The organism is Streptomyces sp. NPDC040410 (assembly GCF_055595715.1).
Genome location: NZ_JBVIVK010000014.1, coordinates 151,070 through 171,984 on the forward strand (window position 1 = coordinate 151,070; position 20,915 = coordinate 171,984).

Consider the following 20,915-nt stretch of genomic DNA (forward strand, 5'->3'; position numbering starts at 1 on the left):
GTCATGACGACGATCCAGAAGAACCAGAGCATCCTCCTCGCGGGCGCGAGCGGCGTCCTCGGCCGGCACGTCACCCGGGCCCTCACCGAGGCGGGCCACAAGGTCACCGGGCTCGGCCGCAGCCAGGACAACGGCGTCCGGGCCGATCTCATGGACCGTGGCGCACTGCTGCGCGCCGTCGACGGGCACCACTTCGACGCGGTGATCCACGCCGCGACAGCCCTGCGCAAGCCGCCCATGCGCCACCGCGACATGCACCCGACCAACGCGCTGCGCACCGGCGGCACCGCCCACCTCGTCGAGGCCGCGCAGGCCACCGGCGCCAGCCGCTTCGTCAGCGAGTCCATGGTCTTCGGATACGGCTACGGAGACCACGGAGACCACTGGATCACCGAGGACGACCCCTTCGGCCCGCACAGCGGCTCCCCGGAACTGGAGGCGCACATCGCGGCCATGCGAACCAAGGAGGAACTCACCTTCGGTACACCGGGGTTGGAGGGCATCGCGCTGCGCTTCGGCCTCTTCTACGGACCCGGCGGCACCGACGCCCTGTTTCCCCTGCTGCGCAGGCGGCAACTGCCCCTCCCCGGCGACCACGGCCGGGTCCTGCCGTGGGTGGAACTCACCGACGCGGCGCGCGCGGTGGTCGCCGCGGTCGAACGGGGCCGCCCCGGCCAGGCGTACAACGTCGCGGACCGCGTCCCGCTGGGATTCCGCGCCCATGTCCTGTGCGTGGCCGAGGAGTTCGGGCTGCCCAAGCCGATGAGCGTACCCCGGTGGCTGATGAAGCCCATGCCGTACGCGCACTCGGTGATGTCGGCGTCGCTGCGGGTCTCCTCGGCCAAGGCCGAGCGGGAACTGGGCTGGACACCGGCGTACCCGGCCTGCCCCGACGGCCTCGCGGCGATGCGGGCCGACGCCGGCTGAGCGGGGCTCACAGGCTCGTCGCGAGTCGGCGTACGACTGGGCCGGCGCGTCCGGCACCGTGCCGTCCCACTCCGTCAACCGGCAGCCGGGGTGCGGGCGTTCGACCAGCTCGCTGATCACCACGGGGTCGGCGCCGGCAAGCGGCAGCCTGGCGCACGTCAGTCCCAGCACCCGGCGAAAGCCCCGCGCCGCCAGGAACAGGTCGGCGGGGGAGCCCTGTTCGGCCTGCGCGATCGAACGACCGCCGCCGCTCCGCACCCGCCGCGGCCACGGCGGGCTCCAGCAGCCGCGAGCCGACGCCCCCCGCCGCTCGGCGTCGTGCACGGCGTTCCGTGCGGGGGGCCTCGTCCGCCGTGCTGTCCTCGACCGTCCCTCAGCGGCGTGCCTTAGACCGGTCCAGTGCGGCCACGCCGAGCGCGGCGAGGCCGATCTGGATCAGCCACTCGACCCAGTCGAGGCCTTTGGTGTCGGCCACGTCGAATGCGCCGGCGATCGCCGATCCGATCAGCGCGGCCACGATGCCCACGGCGATCGTCCACAGAATGCCGATGCGCTGACGGCCCGGGACGACGAGCCTGCCCAGCACACCGATGACAATGCCGATCACGATGGCACTGATGATGCCGTCGATCTCCATCTCCGCCCCATTTCGTCAGGACCCCCGCACTACTCCGGATGCCCCCATCGCGCGGGGACAGTCCGTCCGGTTTCAACCAACGGTCAACGGCGAACGACGACGAGGGGCGGGGGACAAGTACTCCCGCGTCACTTCGACATCCGGCCGCACGCCCACATCGTCCGCCTCACCGTCACCCACGAGGATCTCGCCGACGAGAGCGAGCACGCCGACGTCTCGTCCGGCTGGCCGGGGTCGCTGTCCAACCTGAAGTCCCTGCTGGAGACCGGTAGTCCGCTGCCGCAGAACCCTGGCTGCGTGCCCGGCCGCTGAGCGGGCGTCAGGGGGCCGGTCCGCGGTGGGCGGACCGGCCTTCATTTCTGGGGCGTTCCTACGGCCTGGGGGCGCTCCTCGCCGTCGTAGCGATGCACAGCAGCCCCAGGACGGCGCAGTACAGACCGAGCAGGAACACCGGTCCGTCCACGAGCGCGACATCGCGAGCGCCGAGCATGCGGGCGTAGCGTTCCCGCATTTCCGAGACATCAGGGTGACTGGTGATGTCACCTCTGGTGGGCGAGACGTTGGCCATCACTCGTCTCCTTCGACTTGCAGGCCTGACCGCGTCTGATGCGGTGTGCGGTAAGCGCCGCGCAGGCTTAATTTGCGCTTATTTCGCCTTTATGTGTAGAGGTCGGCACGGTCGACGCGGACGGCCGCCGGGGAGCCCGTTCGGAGCAGCGCGCACATGTCCGCTCCGATCGAGGGCAGGCGGATCGTACGAGAGCTGTCCCGACGGGTCGTACGTCGATGCTGGAGGTGTCTGCCGCTATGGGCGCGAAGGTGTTGGAGCGGTTTCCTGCGGGAGCTCCGCGCGGATCGTGGCCGGCGGAGGAGTACGCGGCCAGGTGCCGCGCCGAGGGTGAGCCCGCGACGGTCGTCATGGACCTGAAGTCGGACGCCTTCCTCGTCGTGGTTCCGACGCACGACGGCGACTGACCGGGAGCGGCACGCAGTAACCGTCGTCCGCAGAGCCACCTGCTCCCGACCGGTTTGACGGTGGGCGGGACATCCCGCACGGCACCGGGGTGGTGTCGGCGATCCACGCGCCGGTCGGACTCGCGACGGAACGCGGGCTCACACCGCCGGCCCGTCAGGGACTGCCTGTTCCGTCCAGAGAATCTTGCCGGTCTTCGTGTAGCGCGTGCCCCATCGTCGGGCGAGCTGCGCGACGATCAGCAGGCCCCGCCCTCCCTCGTCCGTGGTCCGGGCGTGGCGCAGGCGCGGCGAGGTGCTGCTGGCGTCGGAAACCTCACAGATCAGAGCGCGGTCCCAGATCAGGCGCAGACTGATCGGTCCCGTCGCATGGCGGATGGCGTTGGTGACCAGTTCGCTGACGATCAGCTCCGTGGTGAACACCAGGTCGTCCATGCCCCACTCGCACAGCTGCCGGCCGGCGAGGCTACGCACATTCGCGACGGCGGCCGGGTCGGAGGGCAGGGCCCAGTGGGCGACCCGGTCCGAGCCGAGGACTCGGGTCCGGGCGAGAAGCAGGGCTGCGTCGTCGGGCGGCGCACCGGAGAGCAGAACGTCGACCACCTTGTCGCCCGTCTCCTCCAGCGTCGGCCCGGGCACCGCGAGGGCAGTCCTCAGCCGGGAGAGCCCGACGTCGATGTCCCGATCGCAGGTCTCGATGAGGCCGTCGGTGTAGAGCCCGATCAGACTGCCCTCGGCCAGTTCCAGTTCGACGGACTCGAAGGGCAGGGACCCGAGGCCGAGCGGCGGCCCGGCGGGCAGGTCGACAAAGTCGGCGGCGCCCTCCGGGCCGACGATCACGGGCGGGAGGTGACCGGCCCGGGCCAGCGTGCAGTGCCTGCTGACCGGGTCATAAACGGCGTACGCGCAGGTGGCCCCCATGAACGCGGCGCCCACGCTCTCTTTCTCGGCCGTCGCCGGCCCGTCGCCCCCGTGACCCTCCATCAGGCCGATGACCAGGTCGTCCAGGTGGGCCAGCAATTCGTCCGGAGGAAGGTCCAGATTGGCGAGCGTGCGTACTGCCGTGCGCAGCCGCCCCATGGTTGCCGCCGCGTTGATTCCATGTCCGACCACGTCCCCGATGACCAGTGCGACCCGGGCCCCGGAGAGCGGAATCACATCGAACCAGTCACCACCCACACCGCTTGGCGCATCCGCCGGGAAGTACCACGACGCCACCTCAAGAGCGGATCCGCCTATGAGCTCTTGCGGCAGCAGAAAGCGCTGCATCGAACGGGCCGCGGTGCGCTCGCGGGTGAAGCGGCGGGCGTTGTCGACACACACGGCCGCACGGGACACGAGTTCCTCGGCGAGACGTACGTCATCCCCCTCGAAGGGACCCAGACGCCGGGAGCGGACGAACGTCGCCGCGCCCAGGGTGATGCCGCGGGCCCGCACCGGCACCACCATGATCGAGCGGAACTTGAACTCGCGGAAGACTGCGCCCAGCGACGGGTCCATGGCCACCCACGCACTGGCGGAAGCGTCCAGGATCGGTTCCACCAGGGTCCGGCTTTCCAGCAGGCACCGGGCGACGGGCGACGAGGGGTCGCGCTGGACCGCCTCCCCCAGGGCCAGTCTCGCCTCCGGCGAGCCCTCACGTACCGATTTCTGGGCCGCGCGACGGATGACGGGGCCGATGTCGACCGGTCCGGGGGCCGGTTCCTCGCCCGTCATGACCGAGTCCAGCAGGTCGACGGCGACGAAGTCGGCGAGGGACGGCACGGCGCCGTCGGCCAGTTCCTGCGCCGTCCGCGTCACGTCCAGAGTGCTGCCGATGCGGGCGGCAGCGTCGTTGAGCAGCGCCAGTCGTTCCTGGGCCCGCCAGCGCTCGGTGACATCGATCACCATGTACCAGACGCCCACGTGCTGGCCGTGGCGGTTCCTCATCCCGAAGAAGGAGGCCGAGTACGCACGTTCCCGGTGGGGATCGGCGTAACTGGGGCCGCGGAACTCGTGGTCCATCACCGGAACCCCGGTCCTCAGGACCGTTCGCATCTTCTCCTCGAACGGCTCCGCCTCCAGCGTCGGCAGCACCTCCCTCACCTGCCGCCCCAGCCGTCGATCGAGGGGGATCAAGCGTCCCAGCACGTCGTTCACCCAGACGTACCGCAGGTCCGTGTCCAGGATGGCCACGCCGACCGGCGCGTGTGCGAGAAACGGCTCGAGCATCAGCTGGCTCACCCCGCCTCCGGGCATGCGCCAGAAGGCGCTTTCCGGTGGTCGGCCGACGAACTTGCCGAACACCAGCGCCGCGAGCGTGGCGACCACCATGCCCGGGACTATCTCGTAGATGCCCGACTCGAGCGGACCGAGCAGTGGATTGATCCTTTTCCAGAGAATCACCGTGGTCGCGCCCGAGACGATTCCGGCAACGGCCCCCGCCCATGTCATACGCGGCCAGTACAAAGAGAGGAGGACGACAGGCCCGAAGGCGGCTGCGGAACCCGCCCAGGCGTAGGCGACGATGTTCAGCACCGCGCCGCCTCTGAGCGCGATCGCATAGGCGACCAAGGTCACCACGACCACTGCGCCGCGGCCGACCCACACCAGCGTCTGGTCCGTCGCCCGGCGGCGGAGGAGCGCCCGGTAGAAGTCCTCCGTGAGGGCGACGGACGACACCAGAAGCTGGCTGTCCGCAGTCGACAGGATCGCGGCCAGTACGGCGACCAGCATCACCCCCGCGATCCAGGGATTGAGCAGGGTCTGGCTCAGGGCGATGAACACGGTCTCAGGGTCGTCGAGTGGCTGGTCGAGCCGTGCGATGCCCACGAGGCCCACGAGCGTGGCGCCCGTGAGCGCGACGAACACCCAGCCGGTGTGGATGCGCCGGGCCGCGGGAATGCCACGGGTGCTGCGAATGCTCATGAAGCGGGCGAGGATGTGCGGCTGGCCGAAATAGCCGAGACCCCAGGAGAGCAGCGAGATGATGGAGACGGCGCTGAGCGCCCTGCCCGCCGACCACTGGCTGTCGGCGAAGCTGGCCCCTGCCCCCATGTCCAAGAGGGTCGGTGCCTTGTCGCGGAGGGCGCCGCCCAGCGCCCCGAAACCCCCGAGCGCCGATATACCGACCGCAGGGAGCACGACCAGCGCCAGGAACATCAGTGTGGCCTGCCCCAAATGCGTCAGGCTCACGGCGAGGAAACCACCGAAGCACGAGTAGACGAGGATCACCAGGGCGGTCAGCATCGCGCCGAGCTCGAAGTTGAGGTTGAAGATCTGCTCGAGCAGCAACCCGCCCGCTACCAGGCCGCTGGCGATGTAGGGGGTGAAGAACACAAGGGTGACCGCCGCCGATATGGTCCTGAGCAACCGGGTGCGGTCCTCGAACCGTTCCTCCAGGTATGCCGACAGGCTCACGGCATTTCCGGCGCGCTCGGTATAGGTGCGGAGCCGGGGTGCGACCAGGAGCCAACTGAGGTAGGTGCCTATCACCAGGCCGATGGGGAGCCAGGTGGCACCGATGCCGGCCGCGTACACCGCTCCCGGAAGTGCCAGAAACAGCCAGCCCGACATGGCACTGGCACCTGCCGACAGAGCGGCGACCGGCGCGCGGAGCCTGCGGCTCCCCAAGGCGAAGTCGGCGAAGGTGTGGATGCGGGGGTATGCCCAGAGACCCATGCCGATCATGGCAAGCACATAGACGATGAATGTGATCACGATCGGCGCGCTCAGATCGATCACGGTTCCCTCGCCCTCGATGTGGTGGGCACCAGCACGGCCGTCCGCAGGTCGACAGCGGTCTGCTCTGGGTATAAATGTACAGATTCTGGACGGGTAGGGTCCGACCGACGTCAGGGCGGGGAGGCCGGACGGGGCCTTCCCGGTGCGGAAGAGCCCGGCTGAGGTCGTAGGCGCCGGTACCCGTCGTGGTCCTTGGGGCAGGTACTTTTCGGTCCAGGCTCAGAGCTGAGCGGTGCTGCCCGTCAGCGCGTTGAGATGTGCTCGGCGTGACTCTGCGGTCTGGCCCTGGACCAAGAGGAACATCGCCTCGCGGGCCAGGCGTTGGGGCTTGCTCGTCAGGGCCGTCGCACGGCCGCCTCCGGCCACCACCGCAGCGGTGGTGGCCGTCCGCATCACCTCGTACGCCTGTGTACGCAGGGCCAGCCGTTCCGCCAGGTGTTCGTGCGGCGCGGCGTGGTCGGCCAGGGCGTAGGCCCGGCTGCGGACCTTTTCCATGCGGGCGCGCAGGGGCCCCGCGGTGTCCTCGTCCAGCAGGGCGAGTGCGGCGCTCGTGATGCCGAAGGCCGCCGGTGAGGGGTTCACCGTCTTCGGCCGGTCGGCCGCGGCCCACTGGTCGTACGGCTGCCGCAGGGTCACCGACTCCTCGGGCAGCCACAGCCCGTCCAGCTCCAGTGAGACCGTGCGTGAGGCGGTGAGCGCCACGAGACGTATCGGCTCCGACGCCCGCAGCCCCGGCTGCTCCCGTGCCTCGGTGAAGGCGAAGAGCGCCTCGTCCGTATCGGTCACGCCCGCGAGCAGCATGACGTCGTTGAGCCCCCACCCCGTGTACCAGGGCACGGTCCCCTCGAACCGCCACCCGCCCCGGTCCCGGATCACCCGTACGGGGGTCCGCGGGTACGCGCGCAGGTGCGCGTAGGCCACCCCCGACAGCAGCTCGCCGCGCGCCAGCCGGCCCAGCAGGCGTTCCCGTACCGGCGACGCGCCCTTGGCCAGCGTCATCACCGGCGTGTGGTGCTGTGTCTGTACGAACCATGTCGAGCAGCACGCCCCGGCCAGGATCTCCGCGGTCTCCCGCGCCACCGCGGCCGGGGCGGCCGCTCCGCCGTACTCCTTCGGCGCGCTCACGCCGAGCAGCCCCGACCGTTTCACCGCCTTGATGTGGCTCGCGGGCACGCCCTCCTGGTCGACGCGTCCGGCGTGCGGGGCCAGCAGATCGTCGGCGAGCCGCCGGGCGCGGGCGACGAGGGGGTGGAGTGTGGTGGTCATGGGAGGAATTCTTCCGTTGCGGTGGGGCGAGGTGTCGATCCGGGGCTCTGCCGTTCGTGTAGGAGGTGAGGGAACGACACGAAGCCAAGGAGGCCGTCATGAAGTACTACCTGCTCAGCGTGATGCAGCCGGTGGGGGAGCCGCCCCCGCCCGAGGTCCTCGCGGAGATCGGCAAGCAGCTCGACGCCTTCCACCAGGAGCTGCGGGAGGCGGACGCCTGGGTGTTCGCCGGGGGACTGCACGGCCCGGAATCCTCGACCGTGCTGCGGCCCCGTGACGAGGACGTCCTGGTCACCGACGGGCCGTACGCAGAGGGCAAGGAGATGCTCGGCGGCATCTGCATCGTCAAGGCGCCCGACCTGGACGCGGCGCTTGAGTGGGGCCGCAAGGCCGCGCTGGCGACCACCCTGCCGATCGAGGTGCGCCCCTTCATGCACCAGGCCGAGGACTGATGCCCGCCACATCCGCGGACGTCGAGGCCGTCTTCCGCAGGGAGTACGGCCGCGCGGTCGCCGTTCTCGTCCGCTTCCTCGGTGACATCGACCTCGCCGAGGAAGCGGTCCAGGACGCCTTCACCGCGGCCCTGGAACGCTGGCCGGAGACCGGTGTACCGCCGAGCCCGGCAGGCTGGATCATCACCACCGCCCGCAACCGGTCGATCGACCGGCTGCGCCGGGAGGCGAAGCGCGACACCCGCCATGCCGAGGCCGCGCTGCTGAACACCCCTGACGCGCCGCCCGAGGAGGGCCCCGTGCGCGACGACCGGCTCCGCCTGATCTTCACCTGCTGCCACCCCGCCCTCGCCACGCAGGCGCGGGTGGCTCTCACCCTGCGGCTCCTCGGCGGCCTCACGACGGCACAGATCGCCCGCGCCTTCCTGGTGCCCGAACCGACGATGGCCCAGCGGCTCGTCCGGGCCAAGGCCAAGATCCGCGATGCGCGGATCCCGTACCGCGTGCCCCGCGACGCGGACCTCCCTGACCGGCTGAGGGGCGTGCTGGCCGTGGTCTACCTCATCTTCAACGAGGGGTACACCGGTTCTCCCGGCCTGTGCGGCGAAGCCGTGCGTCTCGGCCGCCTCCTGGCCGAGCTCATGCCGGACGAACCCGAGGTCACCGGCCTGCTCGCGCTGATGCTCCTCGCCGAGTCGCGCCGGCCGGCGCGGCAGGACGGCAGCGGCGGGCTGGTGCCGCTGTCCGAGCAGGACCGTGGCCGGTGGGACCGGGCTCTGATCGCCGAGGGGCAGGGGCTCGTCCGCCGCTGCCTGCGGCGCGACCAGCCGGGGCCGTACCAGATCCAGGCCGCGATCCAGGCCGTCCACAGCGACGCGCCCACCGCGGACGCCACGGACTGGGGGCAGATCATTCAGCTGTACGACCAGCTCATGGCTCTCGCCCCGAGCCCGGTCGTGGCCCTGAACCGGGCGGTCGCCGTGGCCGAGGTCGAGGGTCCTCGCCGGGCCCTCGACCTCGTCGACACGCTGGACCTCGGCGGCTACCACGTCTTCCACGCGGTCCGCGCCGATCTGCTGCGCCGCCTGGGGAGGGGCGCCGAGGCAGTACGTGCGTACGAGGCAGCCCTCGCGCTCACCGAGAGCCCGGCGGAGAGGGCCTTCCTCCAGCGGCGTGTCGGGTCACTCACACGCTGAGCGACTTCCGTTCTCCGATCGCTGAGCGACTTCCGTTCTCCGGTCTGCGGCCCCGCACCGCCCACGCGCGGGCCTCAAGGAGGATCGTTCCGTCGGCACGCTCGGGTATGACCTCACGCAGCGCCTCCCGAAGCCGGGCCCGGGCCGCGGGTGCCAGGGCGGCGACATAGCCGGGGGCCGGACCCTGACCGGCCAGGAACGGCTCCCACAGGTCGGCGAACCCGGCGAAGCGGGTCGGTGCCTCGACCGGGGCGACGGCCACGTCGACCAGTCCCGCCCCGGTCCACAGCGCCCGCAAAGGCTCCGGCCGGCACAGCGGGAACCGGCGTCCCTCGTCGAACGCGGCCGCCGACGGGTCCACCGTGATCGCGGCATCCCAGAAGCGGCGCAGGAACCCCATGCCGTCGCCGTAGTCCCACACATACGCGGCGACCAGTCCGCCCGGCCGTACCGCGCGTGCCGCCTCGGCCACCGAGGCGTCCGGCGCGGGCAGGAAGTTCAGCACCAGTCCGCTGACAGCCACGTCGAAGACGGCGCCGCGCACGGGCAGCGCCAGGGCGTCCGCCACGGCGAAGTGCGCTGGCGCGGAAGCCGAAGCGCGAGCCGTGGCCGCGAACCCCGGGGACCGCTCCACCCCCAGCAGGGTCAGCGGCCGGCACCGGTCGGCGACCGTGCTGGTCAAGGCCCCCGAACCGCAGCCGACGTCCAGCCACCGCAGACCTCTCCCGCAGCCGAGCCATGTGACGAAACCGTCCGCGATCAGCCGGCTCCACCGGCCCATGTACCGCTCGTAGGCCGTGCCGGCCGCCCACACGTCGAAGCGCTGCTCGGTCACCCCACCACCTTCCCCGATGGGGCCCCCGCGGGCCACCGGGGTGTCCGCGGGCTGCAGTGCGAGCGCCGAATCGGTGGTGCCCTCCCCTAAGTTCCGGTGGCAGGAGGGAAGTTGACTGGTCTATACCCTTGACTGGTACAGACCAAAGCGGTGGGAGTGTGCCTCCACACCCCCCACCACGGCCGCGCCCACGCCGTGCCCGGTCCGACCGGGACGTGCGCACAAGGCCGGCATCGCCCTGCCCTTGTCCGGGTGCGGCCGTGCTCCGCAAAGGAGTTGATCCTGTGCCGAAACGCCGCATCTCCGCCGTGGTCACCGCACTCGTCCTGGCAAGCGCCGTGCCGGTCCTGCTGCCCGCCTCCCAGGCGTCCGCCGCCACGTGTTCGAGCTACCCGAACTGGGTGGCCGGACGGTCGTATACCACCGGAGACATCGTGCGCTACACCGACGGCAAGGCCTACATCGCCGAGCACGACAATCCGGGCTACGACCCGACCATCAGCACCTGGTACTGGGAGCCCTACGCCTGCGACAACGGCCCGGGACCCCGGCCGGCACCTTCGTGGTGAGCGAGGCCCAGTTCAACCAGATGTTCCCGAACCGGAATTCCTTCTACGCGTACAGCGGGCTCACCGCCGCCCTCGGCGCGTACCCCGGCTTCGCGAACACCGGAAGCGACACGGTGAGGAAGCAGGAGGCCGCGGCCTTCCTCGCCAACGTCAGTCACGAGACCGGCGGTCTCGTGCACGTGGTCGAGCAGAACACCGCCAACCACCCGCACTACTGCGACTGGAGCAGGCCCTACGGCTGCCCGGCCGGCCAGGCGGCCTACTACGGGCGCGGCCCCATCCAGCTCAGCTGGAACTTCAACTACAAGGCCGCGGGCGACGCGCTCGGCATCGATCTCCTGGGCAACCCCTGGCTGGTGCAGAACGACGCGGCCGTGGCCTGGAAGACGGCACTGTGGTACTGGAACACCCAGACCGGACCGGGCACCATGACCCCGCACAACGCGATGGTCAACGGAGCCGGCTTCGGCCAGACGATCCGGAGCATCAACGGCTCCCTCGAGTGCGACGGCAAGAACCCGGCCCAGGTGCAGAGCCGCGTCGACGCCTACCAGCGGTTCACCCGGATCCTCGGGACGACACCGGGCGGCAACCTCTACTGCTGAGGGGCGTACGGCGGTTCGCACAGTCGGTACGGCGGCGCACCGGCCGTGGACCAGACTCCGCCGGTGACCTCCAGGGAGTTCCCCGCGGACTGCTCGGGCACCTGGAAGAATCGGCGACCCGCCCGTCCACCACATCGGCTTCCGAGCGATGCGGCTGGCGGGCAGCGCCGCACGGCCCGCTGCCCTGGCGACCTGCTCGTCGCCACCAAGGCCGGCCCCTACCGCAACTATGCCGGGGAGTGGGGCACTTCGGTTGGGTGTACACAACCCGGGCCGGGGGCCGACGTACACACCCGGACCGGACCGGGGGGCCTGCGTAGACGCCGGCGCAAGGTCTAAGCGTCTTCGCGGCCCCCGGTCCGGGGTGTGTACGCCCGCCCCGGACCGCACGCGCCCGCCGCTTCTCCGCGCCGCGCCGCCGTCATCGCCGCCGGGCCGCACAGGCCGGAAGGTGCTGACTGGCGTCGGTTGAGTTTTACGTATAACCTCTCCCGTCAATCCCACCCCCGGAGAGGACCCGATGAGTCGTATCGCCCTGGTCACCCTCGTCGTCGACGACTACGACGAGGCGATCCGCTTCTACACCGAGGCCCTCGGATTCCGGCTCGTCGAGGACACCCCGCGTCCCGACGGCTCCCGCTGGGTCGTCGTGCGGCCGGGCCCGCAGGGGGACGGGACCGCGCTGCTGCTGGCCCGGGCCAAGGGCGACGCCCAGCGCGGCCGCGTCGGCGACCAGACCGGCGGACGCGTCGGCTTCTTCCTGCACACCGACGACTTCGCCCGCGACCACGCCCGGATGCTCGCCGCGGGCGTGATCTTCCTGGAGGAACCGCGGCACGAGCCGTACGGCTCCGTCGCCGTCTTCCAGGACCTGTACGGAAACCGCTGGGACCTGCTCCAGCCTGCCACCGCCTGAGGGCCGTCCGGCCCGACCCGAGGAAAGACACGACACGCATGACCGCGCACCGCATCGACACCGAGACCCTCCGCCGCCTGCCCAAGGCGGTGCTGCACGACCACCTCGACGGCGGCCTGCGCCCCGCCACCGTCGTGGAGCTCGCGGAGGCGGTCGGCCACACCCTGCCCACCACCGACCCGGACGAGCTGGCCGCCTGGTACTTCGAGGCCGCGAACTCCGGCGACCTGGTCCGCTACATAGCCACCTTCGAGCACACCCTCGCGGTGATGCAGTCCCGCGAGGGCCTCCTGCGCACCGCCGAGGAGTACGTCCTCGACCTCGCCGCGGACGGTGTCGTCTACGGCGAGGTGCGGTACGCGCCCGAGCTGATGGTGAACGGCGGGCTGGTACTGCCCGAGGTCGTCGAGACCGTTCAGGAGGGCCTGGCGGCGGGCATGGCCAAGGCTGCGGCCGCGGGCACCCCGGTCCGGGTGGGCACCCTGCTGTGCGGCATGCGGATGTTCGACCGGACCCGGGAGACCGCCGACCTCGCGGTGGCCTTCCGTGACGCGGGTGTCGTCGGCTTCGACATCGCGGGCGCCGAGGACGGCTTCCCGCCCGCCGACCACCTCGCCGCCTTCGAGCACCTGCGCCGCGAGAGCGTCCCGTTCACCATCCACGCGGGCGAGGCGCACGGCCTGCCCAGCATCCACCAGGCCCTCCAGGTGTGCGGCGCCCAGCGCATCGGGCACGGTGTGCGCATCACCGACGACATCGTCGACGGCAAGCTCGGCCGTCTGGCCGGCTGGGTCCGCGACCGCCGCATCGCCTTGGAGATGTGCCCGACCTCCAACCTGCAGACCGGCGCCGCCACCTCGATCGCCGAGCACCCGATCACCGCGCTGAAGGACCTCGGCTTCCGCGTCACCCTCAACACCGACAACCGCCTGGTGTCGGGCACGACGATGACCCGCGAGATGTCGCTGCTGGTCGAGGAGGCGGGCTGGACCGTCGAGGACCTGCGCACGGTCACGGTGAACGCCCTCAAGAGCGCGTTCATCCCGTTCGACGAGCGGGGCGCCCTCATCGAGGACGTCGTCCTGCCGGGTTACGCGGCCGCGCTCTGAAGCAGACCCCGAACGTAGGCGGCCTGTCCGACGTGCTGCAGATCGTCGGACAGGACGCTGACCAGCCGTACGCCCAGGCTGACCGGCGGGTCCCAGCGCTCGTCCACGATGCGCTCGAAGTCCTTGGCGGTCAGCCCGCGCAGGAACTCCAGGCTCTGCTCGTGGACGGCGTCGTAGTAGCCGGTCAGCAGGTCACCGGAGTCGACCCGCACCTTGGCGACCTGGGCGCCGCTGTGGCCGTAGCCCGTGGCCTTGCGGGGCAGGTCGAGGCCGAAGCGTTTCTCCCAGCCCTGCGTCAGCCAGACCTGGTCGAGCCCGGAGGCGTCCGCCATGTGGTCGTCCTGGACGCGGGTGAGGTGCCAGACCAACCATGAGACGGAGTTGGCGTCGGCGGCGGGCCGGGCGTTGAGCACGTCCGGTGTCAGGCCCTCCACCGCGGCATGGACTTCTTCCCGGATGCGGTTGTACCCGTCGATGAGGATGTCCTTCGCATGCATACGTCCACCATCGCGCACGGCGGTCCGTCACGCCCCCGGGTCCTCAGGTTTCGAGGGTTCTGAGGGTTTCCAGGGTTTCCAGGGTTTCCAGGGTTTCGAGCAGCGTCATCAGCGCCCGCGCCGCCGGACTGGTGGCCTGAGCAGGCGGCAGCAGGGCGACCGTCTCGTACACAGAGTCGCCGGTGCCCTTGAGCGGGACGGCGGCGAGCGAGGTGCGCTTGTGCCGGAAGTGCCGCGGAACGACGGCGATACCGAGGTTCTCGTCCACCAGGTCGAGCAGGCCGTGCACGTCGTTCACCTCGAGCGCGACGGTGCGCCCGACGCCCGCGGCGGCGAAGGCGGCGTCCGTGGTGCGCCGCGGGCCCCAGTCCGGGTGGAAGTCGACGAAGACCTCGCCGCCCAGGTCGTCCGGCGTGACGGCGGCACCCGCTCTCGCGAGCCGGTGGGTGGGGTGGCACAGCAGGGTCATCGGCTCGCTGGTCAGCGATACGGAGCGCAGCTGCTCCGTGTCCGCCCGGGTACGCACCGCGAAGGCCAGGTCGAGACGGCCGGCCGTCACCTCCTCCGCCAGTGCCCCCGAGCCGGCCTGCCGCAGCCGGATCTCCACGTCCGGGTGCTGCCGCCGGAACGCGGCGAGCAGCCTCGCCACATGAACGCCCGCGATGCACTGCTCGGTGCCCAGCGCGAGCGTGCCGCGCAGCACGCCCTGTACGGCGGCGACCGCCTCATGGGCAGCCCGGACCTGGGCCAGGATCCGCTCGGCCTCGCCCAGCAGCGCACGCCCGGCCTCGGTGAGGGTGACCCGGCGGGTCGTCCGTACGAACAGCGGGGTCTGCAGCTCCCGCTCCAGCGCCCGGATCGAGGCGGAGAGGCCGGACTGGGACACCATGAGCCGTTCGGCGGCCCGGGTGAAATGCTGGTCCTCGGCGACCGCGACGAAGTGCCGGAGATGGCGCAGTTCCATGATTGAGAAGCGTATCCGCTGAATTCCATCCGATTCTTCTGTTGGACCGCTGCCCACGGCTTGCGAAAGGGTGGATCCAATTCCAGGTGCTCCCCAACCCCCTCTGGAGTCGCGTTGTACACCGCACACCCCGACCGCTACGCGGACATGCCCTACCGGCGCACCGGACGCAGCGGCCTGAAGCTTCCCGCGCTCTCGCTCGGTCTGTGGCACAACTTCGGCCCGGACCGCCCGGTCGAGACGCAGCGCGCCATTCTGCGCCGCGCCTTCGACCTCGGTGTCACCCACTTCGACCTGGCGAACAACTACGGCCCGCCGCCCGGCGCCGCCGAGTCCGCCCTGGGCGAGGCGCTCAAGGCGGACTTCGCGCCGTACCGCGACGAACTCCTCATCTCCACCAAGGCCGGGTACCTGATGTGGCCCGGCCCGTACGGCGAGTGGGGTTCGCGCAAGTACCTGCTGTCCTCGCTCGACCAGAGCCTCGTGCGCCTGGGCGTGGACCACGTCGACATCTTCTACTCGCACCGCCCCGACCCGGAGACTCCCCTGGAGGAGACGATGGGCGCCCTGCATTCGGCGGTCCAGCAGGGCAAGGCGCTCTACGTCGGCGTCTCCAACTACTCACCGGAGCAGACCCGCGAAGCGGCGCGCGTCCTCGGCGAGCTGGGCACGCCTCTCCTGATCCACCAGCCGCGCTACTCGATGCTCGACCGGCGCCCCGAGGACGGGCTCCTGGACGCGCTGGACGAGCTCCAGGTCGGCTCCATCGCCTACTCCCCGCTGGAGCAGGGCCTGCTGACGGCCCGCTATCTCGACGGCATCCCCGAGAACTCGCGGGCCGCGAGCGACAGCCCGTTCCTCGACTCCGACGCGGTCACCGGGGAACTCGTCGGGCGGCTGCGGGCCCTCGACGACATCGCCGGGTCCCGCGGCCAGTCCCTGGCCCAGATGGCCCTGGCCTGGGTGCTGCGCGGTGGCCGGATCACCTCCGCGCTGGTCGGTGCGAGCAGCCCGCAGCAACTGGCGGACAGTGTCGAGGCCGTCCGCAACCTGGACTTCGACGCCGACGAGCTGGCTCGGATCGACGCGGTCGTCAGGCCGTGAGGCGCTCACCGAGGAGGGTGACGCACGGTGATCCGGGGCGGGCCGCAGTGACGTATCGGGACGCGGCTACGTACTGAGCCGTTCCTCCAGCCGTACGGTCACCCTCTCACCCGCCTCCTTACCGATCGCCTTGCGCAGCTCGGCCTTGACGGGCAGCTTGTGGGTGCCGTCGCCCAGGGCCATGAAGGAGCTGCGGAAGGGGTGCCCGTCGATCGTGCCGCGCACCTTGACCAGTCCGCGGGTGCCGAAGAACTCGGCGGCCCCGGGCCACACCAGATAGGTCCAGCCGCCTTCGCTCGGGCTCTTGCGCAGCACCGCGGTGAATTCCTCGTCCAGTTTCCCGGTCGTGCCCATCGCGTCCTCCGCTCCCGTGTCCCCGTACTCAGGAGACCCGTACCCAAGAGACCACCGGGAGCGGGAAAACTCATCGCGGACGCGGCACGGCTCACGCCGCCCCGGCCGGCACCCTGTCCAGGAAGCCGAGCACGGACCCGGTCGATTTACCCCGCGGGTGATGCCGACCGCCGCAGGTCCGCCGGCTTTCGGTCACGCCGTGGTGTGCATATGCCAGGAGACTGGCCGGAAAGTCGTGGTGACAGTGTTTCGGCAGTGAACATACTCAACAGTTGAAGGACCTCACATCGAGCGAAGCCACGAACACGTACAGCACACGAACCGCACCGAAAGTCACGAGCCGCAGCGAAGGAGAGGCCCAGCGGGCAGGCGAGCGGAGCGACGGGGAGTGGAACGTGCACGACGAATTCCTGTGCCATGTCACGGCGTACGGCACCTGCGACGGCCGGCGTATCGGCGTCCCTCTGGGAACCTACCGGGCGCCCACCCTGGCCCTCGCCCTGTGGTGGCTGCGCGACCGTGCCTCCTGGATCGCGGACCGCCTCGATCCGCGCCCCGAGGCGGCGCACTTCCCGCCCGGTGCGCTCGTCCCGGTCGCCGGCACCGTGCCTGACGTGCCGGCCCTGCTGCGCGCCTGGTGCGGCGACGTGGCCCGACAGGAGCTGGTCGCCGACGAGTTGGCGGCCGGGCGGCTGGTGCGGATCGCCGCCGTCGACGACACCACGGAGTACGAACTTCTCGCGGAGTCCATCGACGCCCTGCGTATGCAGCGGACCATTCCGGCGCTGGCCGTACCCGTCGCCTGAGCGGGCTCCAGAAGCGGTGCATCAGGCGCATACATGAACAAATCGGTAGAATTCTGGCATGGCGGAGCGGCCGGTCGCGCCGACGGCGCCCGAACTCGTGCTGGAGACCGAGTCGGGCTCCATGGTGATGAGTCCGGGCCACGCCTACCACGTCGGACGCGACCCCTCCAGCGACATCGTCATCGACGACGCCCGGGTCTCCTGGCACCACGCGGTCCTGCGGCCCGAGGGCGGACACTGGACGCTCGCGGACGAGAACAGCACGAACGGCACCTACGCCGACGGCCGCCGTGTCGAAGAGTGGAGCGTGGGCCCCGGCAGCGTCATCCACCTCGGCAACCCCTTCGACGGCCCGCGCGTGACACTGCTCGGCCGCCCGGAACCGGCCCCGGAGCGCCCCTCCGCCGTCGGTGTCTCGATGCCCGCCCTCACCGGCACCTTCCGGCACCCCACCGCCGTACGACCGCTGCCCGCCCGCACCGTCCGCATCGGCCGCGACCCCGACGACAACGACCTGGTCGTCGACGACCTGATCGTCTCCCGCCATCACGCCGAACTGCGGGCCCTGCCCGACGGGACGTACGAGATCGCCGACCTCGGCAGCCACAACGGCACGTTCCTCAACGGCCGGCCCGTCGAGTCCGCCACCATCGGGCCCGGTGACATCGTCGGCATCGGCCACTCGGCGTTCTGCCTGGTCGACGATCAGCTGCAGGAGTACGTCGACACGGGCGAGGTCTCCCTCGACGTGCAGGGCCTCACGGTCGCCGTCGACCGCGGCAGCAAAACGCTGCTCGACCACGTGTCGTTCCCGGTGGGGGAGAAGTGCCTGCTCGCGGTCGTCGGCCCGAGCGGCGCGGGAAAGTCCACCCTCCTCAACTCCCTCACCGGGCAGCGGCCCGCCGACCACGGCACCGTGCTGTACGACGGCCGGGACCTGTACCGCGACTACGCCGAGCTGCGCCAGCGCATCGGTCTCGTCCCGCAGGACGACATCCTGCACACCCAGCTCACCGTCCGCGGCGCCCTGTCCTACTCCGCCGAACTGCGCTTCCCGCAGGACACCGCCAGGGCCGAGCGCCGGGCCAGGGTCGACGAGGTCATCCTCGAACTCGGCCTGGAGCAGCGCGCAGGGCAGCCCGTGCACAGCCTGTCGGGCGGACAGCGCAAGCGCGTGAGCGTGGCCCTGGAGCTGCTGACCAAGCCGTCGCTGCTCTTCCTCGACGAGCCGACCTCCGGACTCGACCCCGGCATGGACCGCTCCGTGATGCACATGCTGCGCGGCCTCGCCGACGACGGCCGCACCGTCATCGTCGTCACCCACAGCGTCCTCAGCCTCGACGTCTGCGACCGGCTCCTCGTCCTCGCGCCTGGCGGGAGGATCGCGTACTACGGCCCGCCGGAGGACGCCCTCGCCTACTTCGGCTTCGAGCACTGGCCGGAAGCATTCGAGGCCTTCGAACGCGACCGCGAGCGGGACTGGGCGGGAGACTTCCGCGCATCGCCCGTCCACCGGCAGTACGTCGCCGACGCCTCCGCCCAGCCCCGCCTGCCCAGGTCGGAGCCGGTCATCATCACGCGCCCGCCCCGGCCGCGCAGCCGCACCGCACAGCTCGGCACGCTGATCCGCCGGTACACGGCCGCGCTGAGCGCCGACCGCACCTTCCTTGCCGTCATGATCGCCCTTCCGTTCGTGATGGGCGCCCTGGCCCGAGCGCTGGCCGGCAGCAAGCTGACCCAGGAGTCGGCGATGAACGCGCTGCTGATCCTGTGCGTGGGCGGAGTCCTCACCGGCGCGGCCAACGCCGTCCGGGAACTCGTCAAGGAACGCGTGATCTACCAGCGCGAACGGGCCGTGGGCCTGTCCAGATCGGCGTACCTGATGTCGAAGGTGGTGGTCCTCGGGGCGATCACCGTGCTGCAGGCGGTGGTGCTCACCCTCGTCGCGCTGCTCGGCGTCGACCTCAACGCGCCCGGCGGCGAAGGCGTGCTGATGCCGCCCCTCGCCGAAATCACGGTCGCCGTCGCCCTGCTCGCCTTCACGGCGATGATGCTCGGCCTGCTCGTCTCCGCGCTGGTGCGCAAGGAGGAGGTGACGATGCCGCTGCTCGTGCTGCTCGCCATCGTCCAAGTGGTCTTCTGCGGCGCCCTGCTGAAGCTCGACGGCGTTCCCGGCCTGGAGCAGCTGTCCTGGCTGGTTCCCTCGCGCTGGGCGCTCGGGGCGATGGCCGGCACGATCGGGCTGGCCCGGATCGTGCCCGGAGAACTGACCGACGACCCGATGTTCCGGCACTCCACGGGCGTCTGGCTGCTCAACGTGGCGATGCTGGTCGTCCTGTCGGCGGTCTTCGGCTGGGTCGTGTCGCGGCTGCTGCGCCGGCACGAACCGGCCGTGATGCGGGAGTAGGCGCTGTGACGACGACACCCGGCTTCCGGCCCACGCACGTCGTGCCCCGGCACGGGATGCCCGCCTGGGAGGCACCCGACCCCGACCGGCCCACCGTGCCCCTCGACCCGCTGCTGCCGGTCCAGCTGGTGGAGCGGCGCGGCGACTGGGGCCACGTCCTGTGCGCCAACGGCTGGTCGGCCTGGGTCGACGGCCGTCACCTGGTCGCCGTACCCCAGGACCCGCCCGCCGCCGACGACCCGCCCGCCCGCACCGCCGACCCACGCCCCCTGCTCGCCCGCACCGAACAGGCCCTGGCCCGCTACCGGACCGCGGTCGAGGAACTGGCGGAGGCGGCCCTCGACGGCGAGGCCTTCCGCAGCCGTACGGCGGGGCTGCGGATCGGGGTCGTGGTCGACGGGGAGTCCGTGTGGCTGTACGACAGCCGGCAGGGGTGCTGGGTGTACGGGGACGGCACACGGCTGAACACCTACGCGGCCGACGACGCGCCGAGCGCCGCCGAGGACTCCGGCCACGCGCCCACCCAGGTCGTGACACCCGACGGCGGTACGTGATGGCACACGAGACGAGCCTGTTCTCCGGCCGGCCCTCCGAACTGATAGGCAGGAAGGTCGCGGGCTACCGCATCGAGGCCGAGATCGGCCGCGGCGGCATGGCCGTCGTGTACCGCGCCCGGGACCTGCGCCTGGAGCGCACCGTCGCCCTCAAGCTGCTCGCCCCCGAACTCGCCCGCAACGACACCTTCCGGCAGCGCTTCAGCCACGAGTCCCGGGTGGCCGCCGCCATCGACCACCCCAACATCGTGCCGGTCTTCGAGGCGGGGGAGACGGACGGTGTGCTGTACATCGCCATGCGGTACGTCTCCGGCAGCGACCTGCGCCATCTCCTCGACCGCGAGGGCCCGCTGCCGCACGCCACCGCCCTGCGGATCGCGGTGCAGGTGGCCTCCGCGCTGGACGCGGCCCACGAGCACGGACTGGTCCACCGGGACGTGAAGCCCGGCAACATCCTGGTCGCCCGCGGCACCGACAGCGACCACCCCGAGCATGTCTACCTCACCGACTTCGGCCTGACCAAGAAGTCGCTGTCCCTGACCGGCTTCACGACGGTCGGCCAGTTCGTGGGCACCCTCGACTACGTGGCGCCGGAACAGATCTCCGGCCGCCCGGTCGACGGCCGCTGCGACGTCTACGGCCTCGCCTGCGTCGTCTACGAGACCCTCGCGGGCCGGCCGCCCTTCCTCCGCGACGACGACATGGCCCTCCTGTGGGCCCACCAGTACGACCCACCGCCCCCGCTGACCGAAGCCCGCCCCGACCTGGTCCCACAGGTGGACTCCGCGTTCGCCAAGGGCCTGGCCAAGAGTCCCGACGACCGCTACGACACCTGCCTCGCCTTCGTGGCCGCCCTGCGCACGGCCGCCCACGGCACCCCGGCGGCCCCCCATCCGTCCACGGAGGTGGACCTGCGGGTCGTGGACCCGCGAGGGGAACGCCCGGCCGCACCGCCGCGCTGGGCCGAGCCGGTCTTCCGGCAGCGCACCTAACTAGGCGTACCCGGCCAAGGGCCGTTTCGC

General features: G+C 71.1%; 18 protein-coding genes and 3 pseudogenes. 12 read left to right on the plus strand and 9 right to left on the minus strand.

Annotation, left to right across the window (positions count from 1 at the left end; all coding sequences use genetic code 11):
- The first annotated feature begins 3 nt into the window (after window positions 1–3).
- The gene (locus ACZ562_RS26365) at window positions 4–927 is read left to right on the plus strand and encodes an NAD-dependent epimerase/dehydratase family protein (protein WP_471183914.1); all 924 of its coding nucleotides are present in this window, start codon (window positions 4–6) and stop codon (window positions 925–927) included.
- A gap of 373 nt (window positions 928–1,300) precedes the next feature.
- On the opposite strand, the gene ACZ562_RS26370 is transcribed toward ACZ562_RS26365, so the two are convergent.
- The gene (locus tag ACZ562_RS26370; protein ID WP_471183699.1) at window positions 1,301–1,564 is read right to left on the minus strand and encodes a GlsB/YeaQ/YmgE family stress response membrane protein; all 264 of its coding nucleotides are present in this window, start codon (window positions 1,562–1,564) and stop codon (window positions 1,301–1,303) included.
- Between the two features lie 382 nt (window positions 1,565–1,946).
- A pseudogene (locus ACZ562_RS26375) lies at window positions 1,947–2,132 on the minus strand (hypothetical protein); the annotation flags it as partial.
- A gap of 218 nt (window positions 2,133–2,350) precedes the next feature.
- Between ACZ562_RS26375 and ACZ562_RS26380 the strand changes: the two are divergent.
- Window positions 2,351–2,539: a hypothetical protein gene (locus tag ACZ562_RS26380; RefSeq protein ID WP_471183702.1), complete on the plus strand. Its 189-nt coding sequence runs from the start codon at window positions 2,351–2,353 to the stop codon at window positions 2,537–2,539.
- Between the two features lie 13 nt (window positions 2,540–2,552).
- Here the strand turns inward: ACZ562_RS26380 and ACZ562_RS26385 are convergent.
- The 3 genes and pseudogenes from ACZ562_RS26385 to ACZ562_RS26395 all read right to left on the minus strand — a co-directional run.
- A pseudogene (locus ACZ562_RS26385) lies at window positions 2,553–2,645 on the minus strand (IS982 family transposase); the annotation flags it as partial.
- Between the two features lie 32 nt (window positions 2,646–2,677).
- Window positions 2,678–6,259: a sodium/proline symporter PutP gene (putP, locus tag ACZ562_RS26390; RefSeq protein ID WP_471183704.1), complete on the minus strand. Its 3,582-nt coding sequence runs from the start codon at window positions 6,257–6,259 to the stop codon at window positions 2,678–2,680.
- Window positions 6,260–6,478: 219 nt separating this feature from the next.
- Window positions 6,479–7,525 (minus strand): acyl-CoA dehydrogenase family protein, encoded by a 1,047-nt coding sequence (locus tag ACZ562_RS26395; RefSeq protein ID WP_471183707.1) that lies wholly within the window; start codon window positions 7,523–7,525, stop codon window positions 6,479–6,481.
- Window positions 7,526–7,623: 98 nt separating this feature from the next.
- Here ACZ562_RS26395 and ACZ562_RS26400 point away from each other — a divergent pair, with 98 nt between their 5' ends.
- A complete protein-coding gene (locus ACZ562_RS26400) occupies window positions 7,624–7,977 on the plus strand; it encodes a YciI family protein (RefSeq protein WP_471183710.1) in 354 nt (117 codons plus the stop codon).
- Complete coding sequence (locus ACZ562_RS26405; protein WP_471183713.1) at window positions 7,977–9,173, plus strand: RNA polymerase sigma factor; 1,197 nt, start codon at window positions 7,977–7,979, stop codon at window positions 9,171–9,173. The genes ACZ562_RS26400 and ACZ562_RS26405 overlap by 1 nt, the downstream gene beginning before the upstream one ends.
- On the opposite strand, the gene ACZ562_RS26410 is transcribed toward ACZ562_RS26405, so the two are convergent.
- Window positions 9,163–10,008, minus strand: coding sequence for a class I SAM-dependent methyltransferase (locus ACZ562_RS26410; RefSeq protein ID WP_471183716.1), 846 nt, complete (start codon window positions 10,006–10,008; stop codon window positions 9,163–9,165). The genes ACZ562_RS26405 and ACZ562_RS26410 overlap by 11 nt on opposite strands.
- 284 nt (window positions 10,009–10,292) lie before the next feature.
- On the opposite strand from ACZ562_RS26410, the pseudogene ACZ562_RS26415 reads away from it, so the two are divergent.
- The 3 genes and pseudogenes from ACZ562_RS26415 (at window position 10,293) to ACZ562_RS26425 (ending at window position 13,207) form a co-directional block, all read left to right on the plus strand.
- Window positions 10,293–11,182: pseudogene (locus ACZ562_RS26415) on the plus strand (glycoside hydrolase family 19 protein).
- 520 nt (window positions 11,183–11,702) lie between these two features.
- On the plus strand, window positions 11,703–12,098 hold the full coding sequence (locus ACZ562_RS26420; protein ID WP_471183719.1) for a VOC family protein: 396 nt from the start codon (window positions 11,703–11,705) through the stop codon (window positions 12,096–12,098).
- Window positions 12,099–12,136: 38 nt separating this feature from the next.
- Window positions 12,137–13,207, plus strand: coding sequence for an adenosine deaminase (locus ACZ562_RS26425; RefSeq protein ID WP_471183721.1), 1,071 nt, complete (start codon window positions 12,137–12,139; stop codon window positions 13,205–13,207).
- Here ACZ562_RS26425 and ACZ562_RS26430 read toward each other — a convergent pair.
- Both ACZ562_RS26430 and ACZ562_RS26435 read right to left on the minus strand, forming a co-directional pair.
- Window positions 13,189–13,704, minus strand: a complete 516-nt coding sequence (locus ACZ562_RS26430) for a mycothiol transferase (protein ID WP_471183723.1) — start codon at window positions 13,702–13,704, stop codon at window positions 13,189–13,191. The two genes, ACZ562_RS26425 and ACZ562_RS26430, sit on opposite strands and share 19 nt — an antisense overlap.
- Window positions 13,705–13,747: 43 nt before the next feature.
- Window positions 13,748–14,668, minus strand: coding sequence for a LysR family transcriptional regulator (locus tag ACZ562_RS26435; RefSeq protein ID WP_471183726.1), 921 nt, complete (start codon window positions 14,666–14,668; stop codon window positions 13,748–13,750).
- Window positions 14,669–14,782: 114 nt separating this feature from the next.
- Between ACZ562_RS26435 and ACZ562_RS26440 the strand changes: the two genes are divergently transcribed.
- Window positions 14,783–15,772, plus strand: coding sequence for an aldo/keto reductase (locus ACZ562_RS26440; protein WP_471183728.1), 990 nt, complete (start codon window positions 14,783–14,785; stop codon window positions 15,770–15,772).
- Between the two features lie 66 nt (window positions 15,773–15,838).
- Here the strand turns inward: ACZ562_RS26440 and ACZ562_RS26445 are convergent, their stop codons facing one another.
- Window positions 15,839–16,126 (minus strand): DUF1905 domain-containing protein, encoded by a 288-nt coding sequence (locus ACZ562_RS26445; RefSeq protein ID WP_471183731.1) that lies wholly within the window; start codon window positions 16,124–16,126, stop codon window positions 15,839–15,841.
- Window positions 16,127–16,521: 395 nt separating this feature from the next.
- Between ACZ562_RS26445 and ACZ562_RS26450 the strand changes: the two genes are divergently transcribed.
- From ACZ562_RS26450 to ACZ562_RS26465, 4 genes are read left to right on the plus strand one after another with little or no spacing between them, the layout of a single operon-like run.
- The gene (locus ACZ562_RS26450) at window positions 16,522–16,932 is read left to right on the plus strand and encodes a hypothetical protein (RefSeq protein ID WP_471183733.1); all 411 of its coding nucleotides are present in this window, start codon (window positions 16,522–16,524) and stop codon (window positions 16,930–16,932) included.
- Between the two features lie 58 nt (window positions 16,933–16,990).
- On the plus strand, window positions 16,991–19,339 hold the full coding sequence (locus ACZ562_RS26455) for an ABC transporter ATP-binding protein/permease (protein ID WP_471183735.1): 2,349 nt from the start codon (window positions 16,991–16,993) through the stop codon (window positions 19,337–19,339).
- 56 nt (window positions 19,340–19,395) lie between these two features.
- Window positions 19,396–19,893, plus strand: a complete 498-nt coding sequence (locus ACZ562_RS26460; RefSeq protein ID WP_471183917.1) for a hypothetical protein — start codon at window positions 19,396–19,398, stop codon at window positions 19,891–19,893.
- Window positions 19,893–20,885 (plus strand): serine/threonine-protein kinase, encoded by a 993-nt coding sequence (locus ACZ562_RS26465; RefSeq protein WP_471183738.1) that lies wholly within the window; start codon window positions 19,893–19,895, stop codon window positions 20,883–20,885. Before ACZ562_RS26460 ends, ACZ562_RS26465 begins: the two co-directional genes overlap by 1 nt.
- The last annotated feature ends 30 nt before the right edge of the window (window positions 20,886–20,915 follow it).

What these genes read in the sequence shown, in the direction of transcription:
- ACZ562_RS26365 (WP_471183914.1), top strand. Translation starts at nt 4, where the DNA reads ATGACGACGATCCAGAAGAACCAGAGCATCCTCCTCGCGGGCGCGAGC.
- ACZ562_RS26370 (WP_471183699.1), bottom strand. Translation starts at nt 1,564, where the DNA reads ATGGAGATCGACGGCATCATCAGTGCCATCGTGATCGGCATTGTCATC.
- ACZ562_RS26380 (WP_471183702.1), top strand. Translation starts at nt 2,351, where the DNA reads ATGCTGGAGGTGTCTGCCGCTATGGGCGCGAAGGTGTTGGAGCGGTTT.
- ACZ562_RS26395 (WP_471183707.1), bottom strand. Translation starts at nt 7,525, where the DNA reads ATGACCACCACACTCCACCCCCTCGTCGCCCGCGCCCGGCGGCTCGCC.
- ACZ562_RS26400 (WP_471183710.1), top strand. Translation starts at nt 7,624, where the DNA reads ATGAAGTACTACCTGCTCAGCGTGATGCAGCCGGTGGGGGAGCCGCCC.
- ACZ562_RS26405 (WP_471183713.1), top strand. Translation starts at nt 7,977, where the DNA reads ATGCCCGCCACATCCGCGGACGTCGAGGCCGTCTTCCGCAGGGAGTAC.
- ACZ562_RS26420 (WP_471183719.1), top strand. Translation starts at nt 11,703, where the DNA reads ATGAGTCGTATCGCCCTGGTCACCCTCGTCGTCGACGACTACGACGAG.
- ACZ562_RS26425 (WP_471183721.1), top strand. Translation starts at nt 12,137, where the DNA reads ATGACCGCGCACCGCATCGACACCGAGACCCTCCGCCGCCTGCCCAAG.
- ACZ562_RS26430 (WP_471183723.1), bottom strand. Translation starts at nt 13,704, where the DNA reads ATGCATGCGAAGGACATCCTCATCGACGGGTACAACCGCATCCGGGAA.
- ACZ562_RS26435 (WP_471183726.1), bottom strand. Translation starts at nt 14,668, where the DNA reads ATGGAACTGCGCCATCTCCGGCACTTCGTCGCGGTCGCCGAGGACCAG.
- ACZ562_RS26445 (WP_471183731.1), bottom strand. Translation starts at nt 16,126, where the DNA reads ATGGGCACGACCGGGAAACTGGACGAGGAATTCACCGCGGTGCTGCGC.
- ACZ562_RS26455 (WP_471183735.1), top strand. Translation starts at nt 16,991, where the DNA reads ATGGCGGAGCGGCCGGTCGCGCCGACGGCGCCCGAACTCGTGCTGGAG.
- ACZ562_RS26460 (WP_471183917.1), top strand. Translation starts at nt 19,396, where the DNA reads ATGCCCGCCTGGGAGGCACCCGACCCCGACCGGCCCACCGTGCCCCTC.
- ACZ562_RS26465 (WP_471183738.1), top strand. Translation starts at nt 19,893, where the DNA reads ATGGCACACGAGACGAGCCTGTTCTCCGGCCGGCCCTCCGAACTGATA.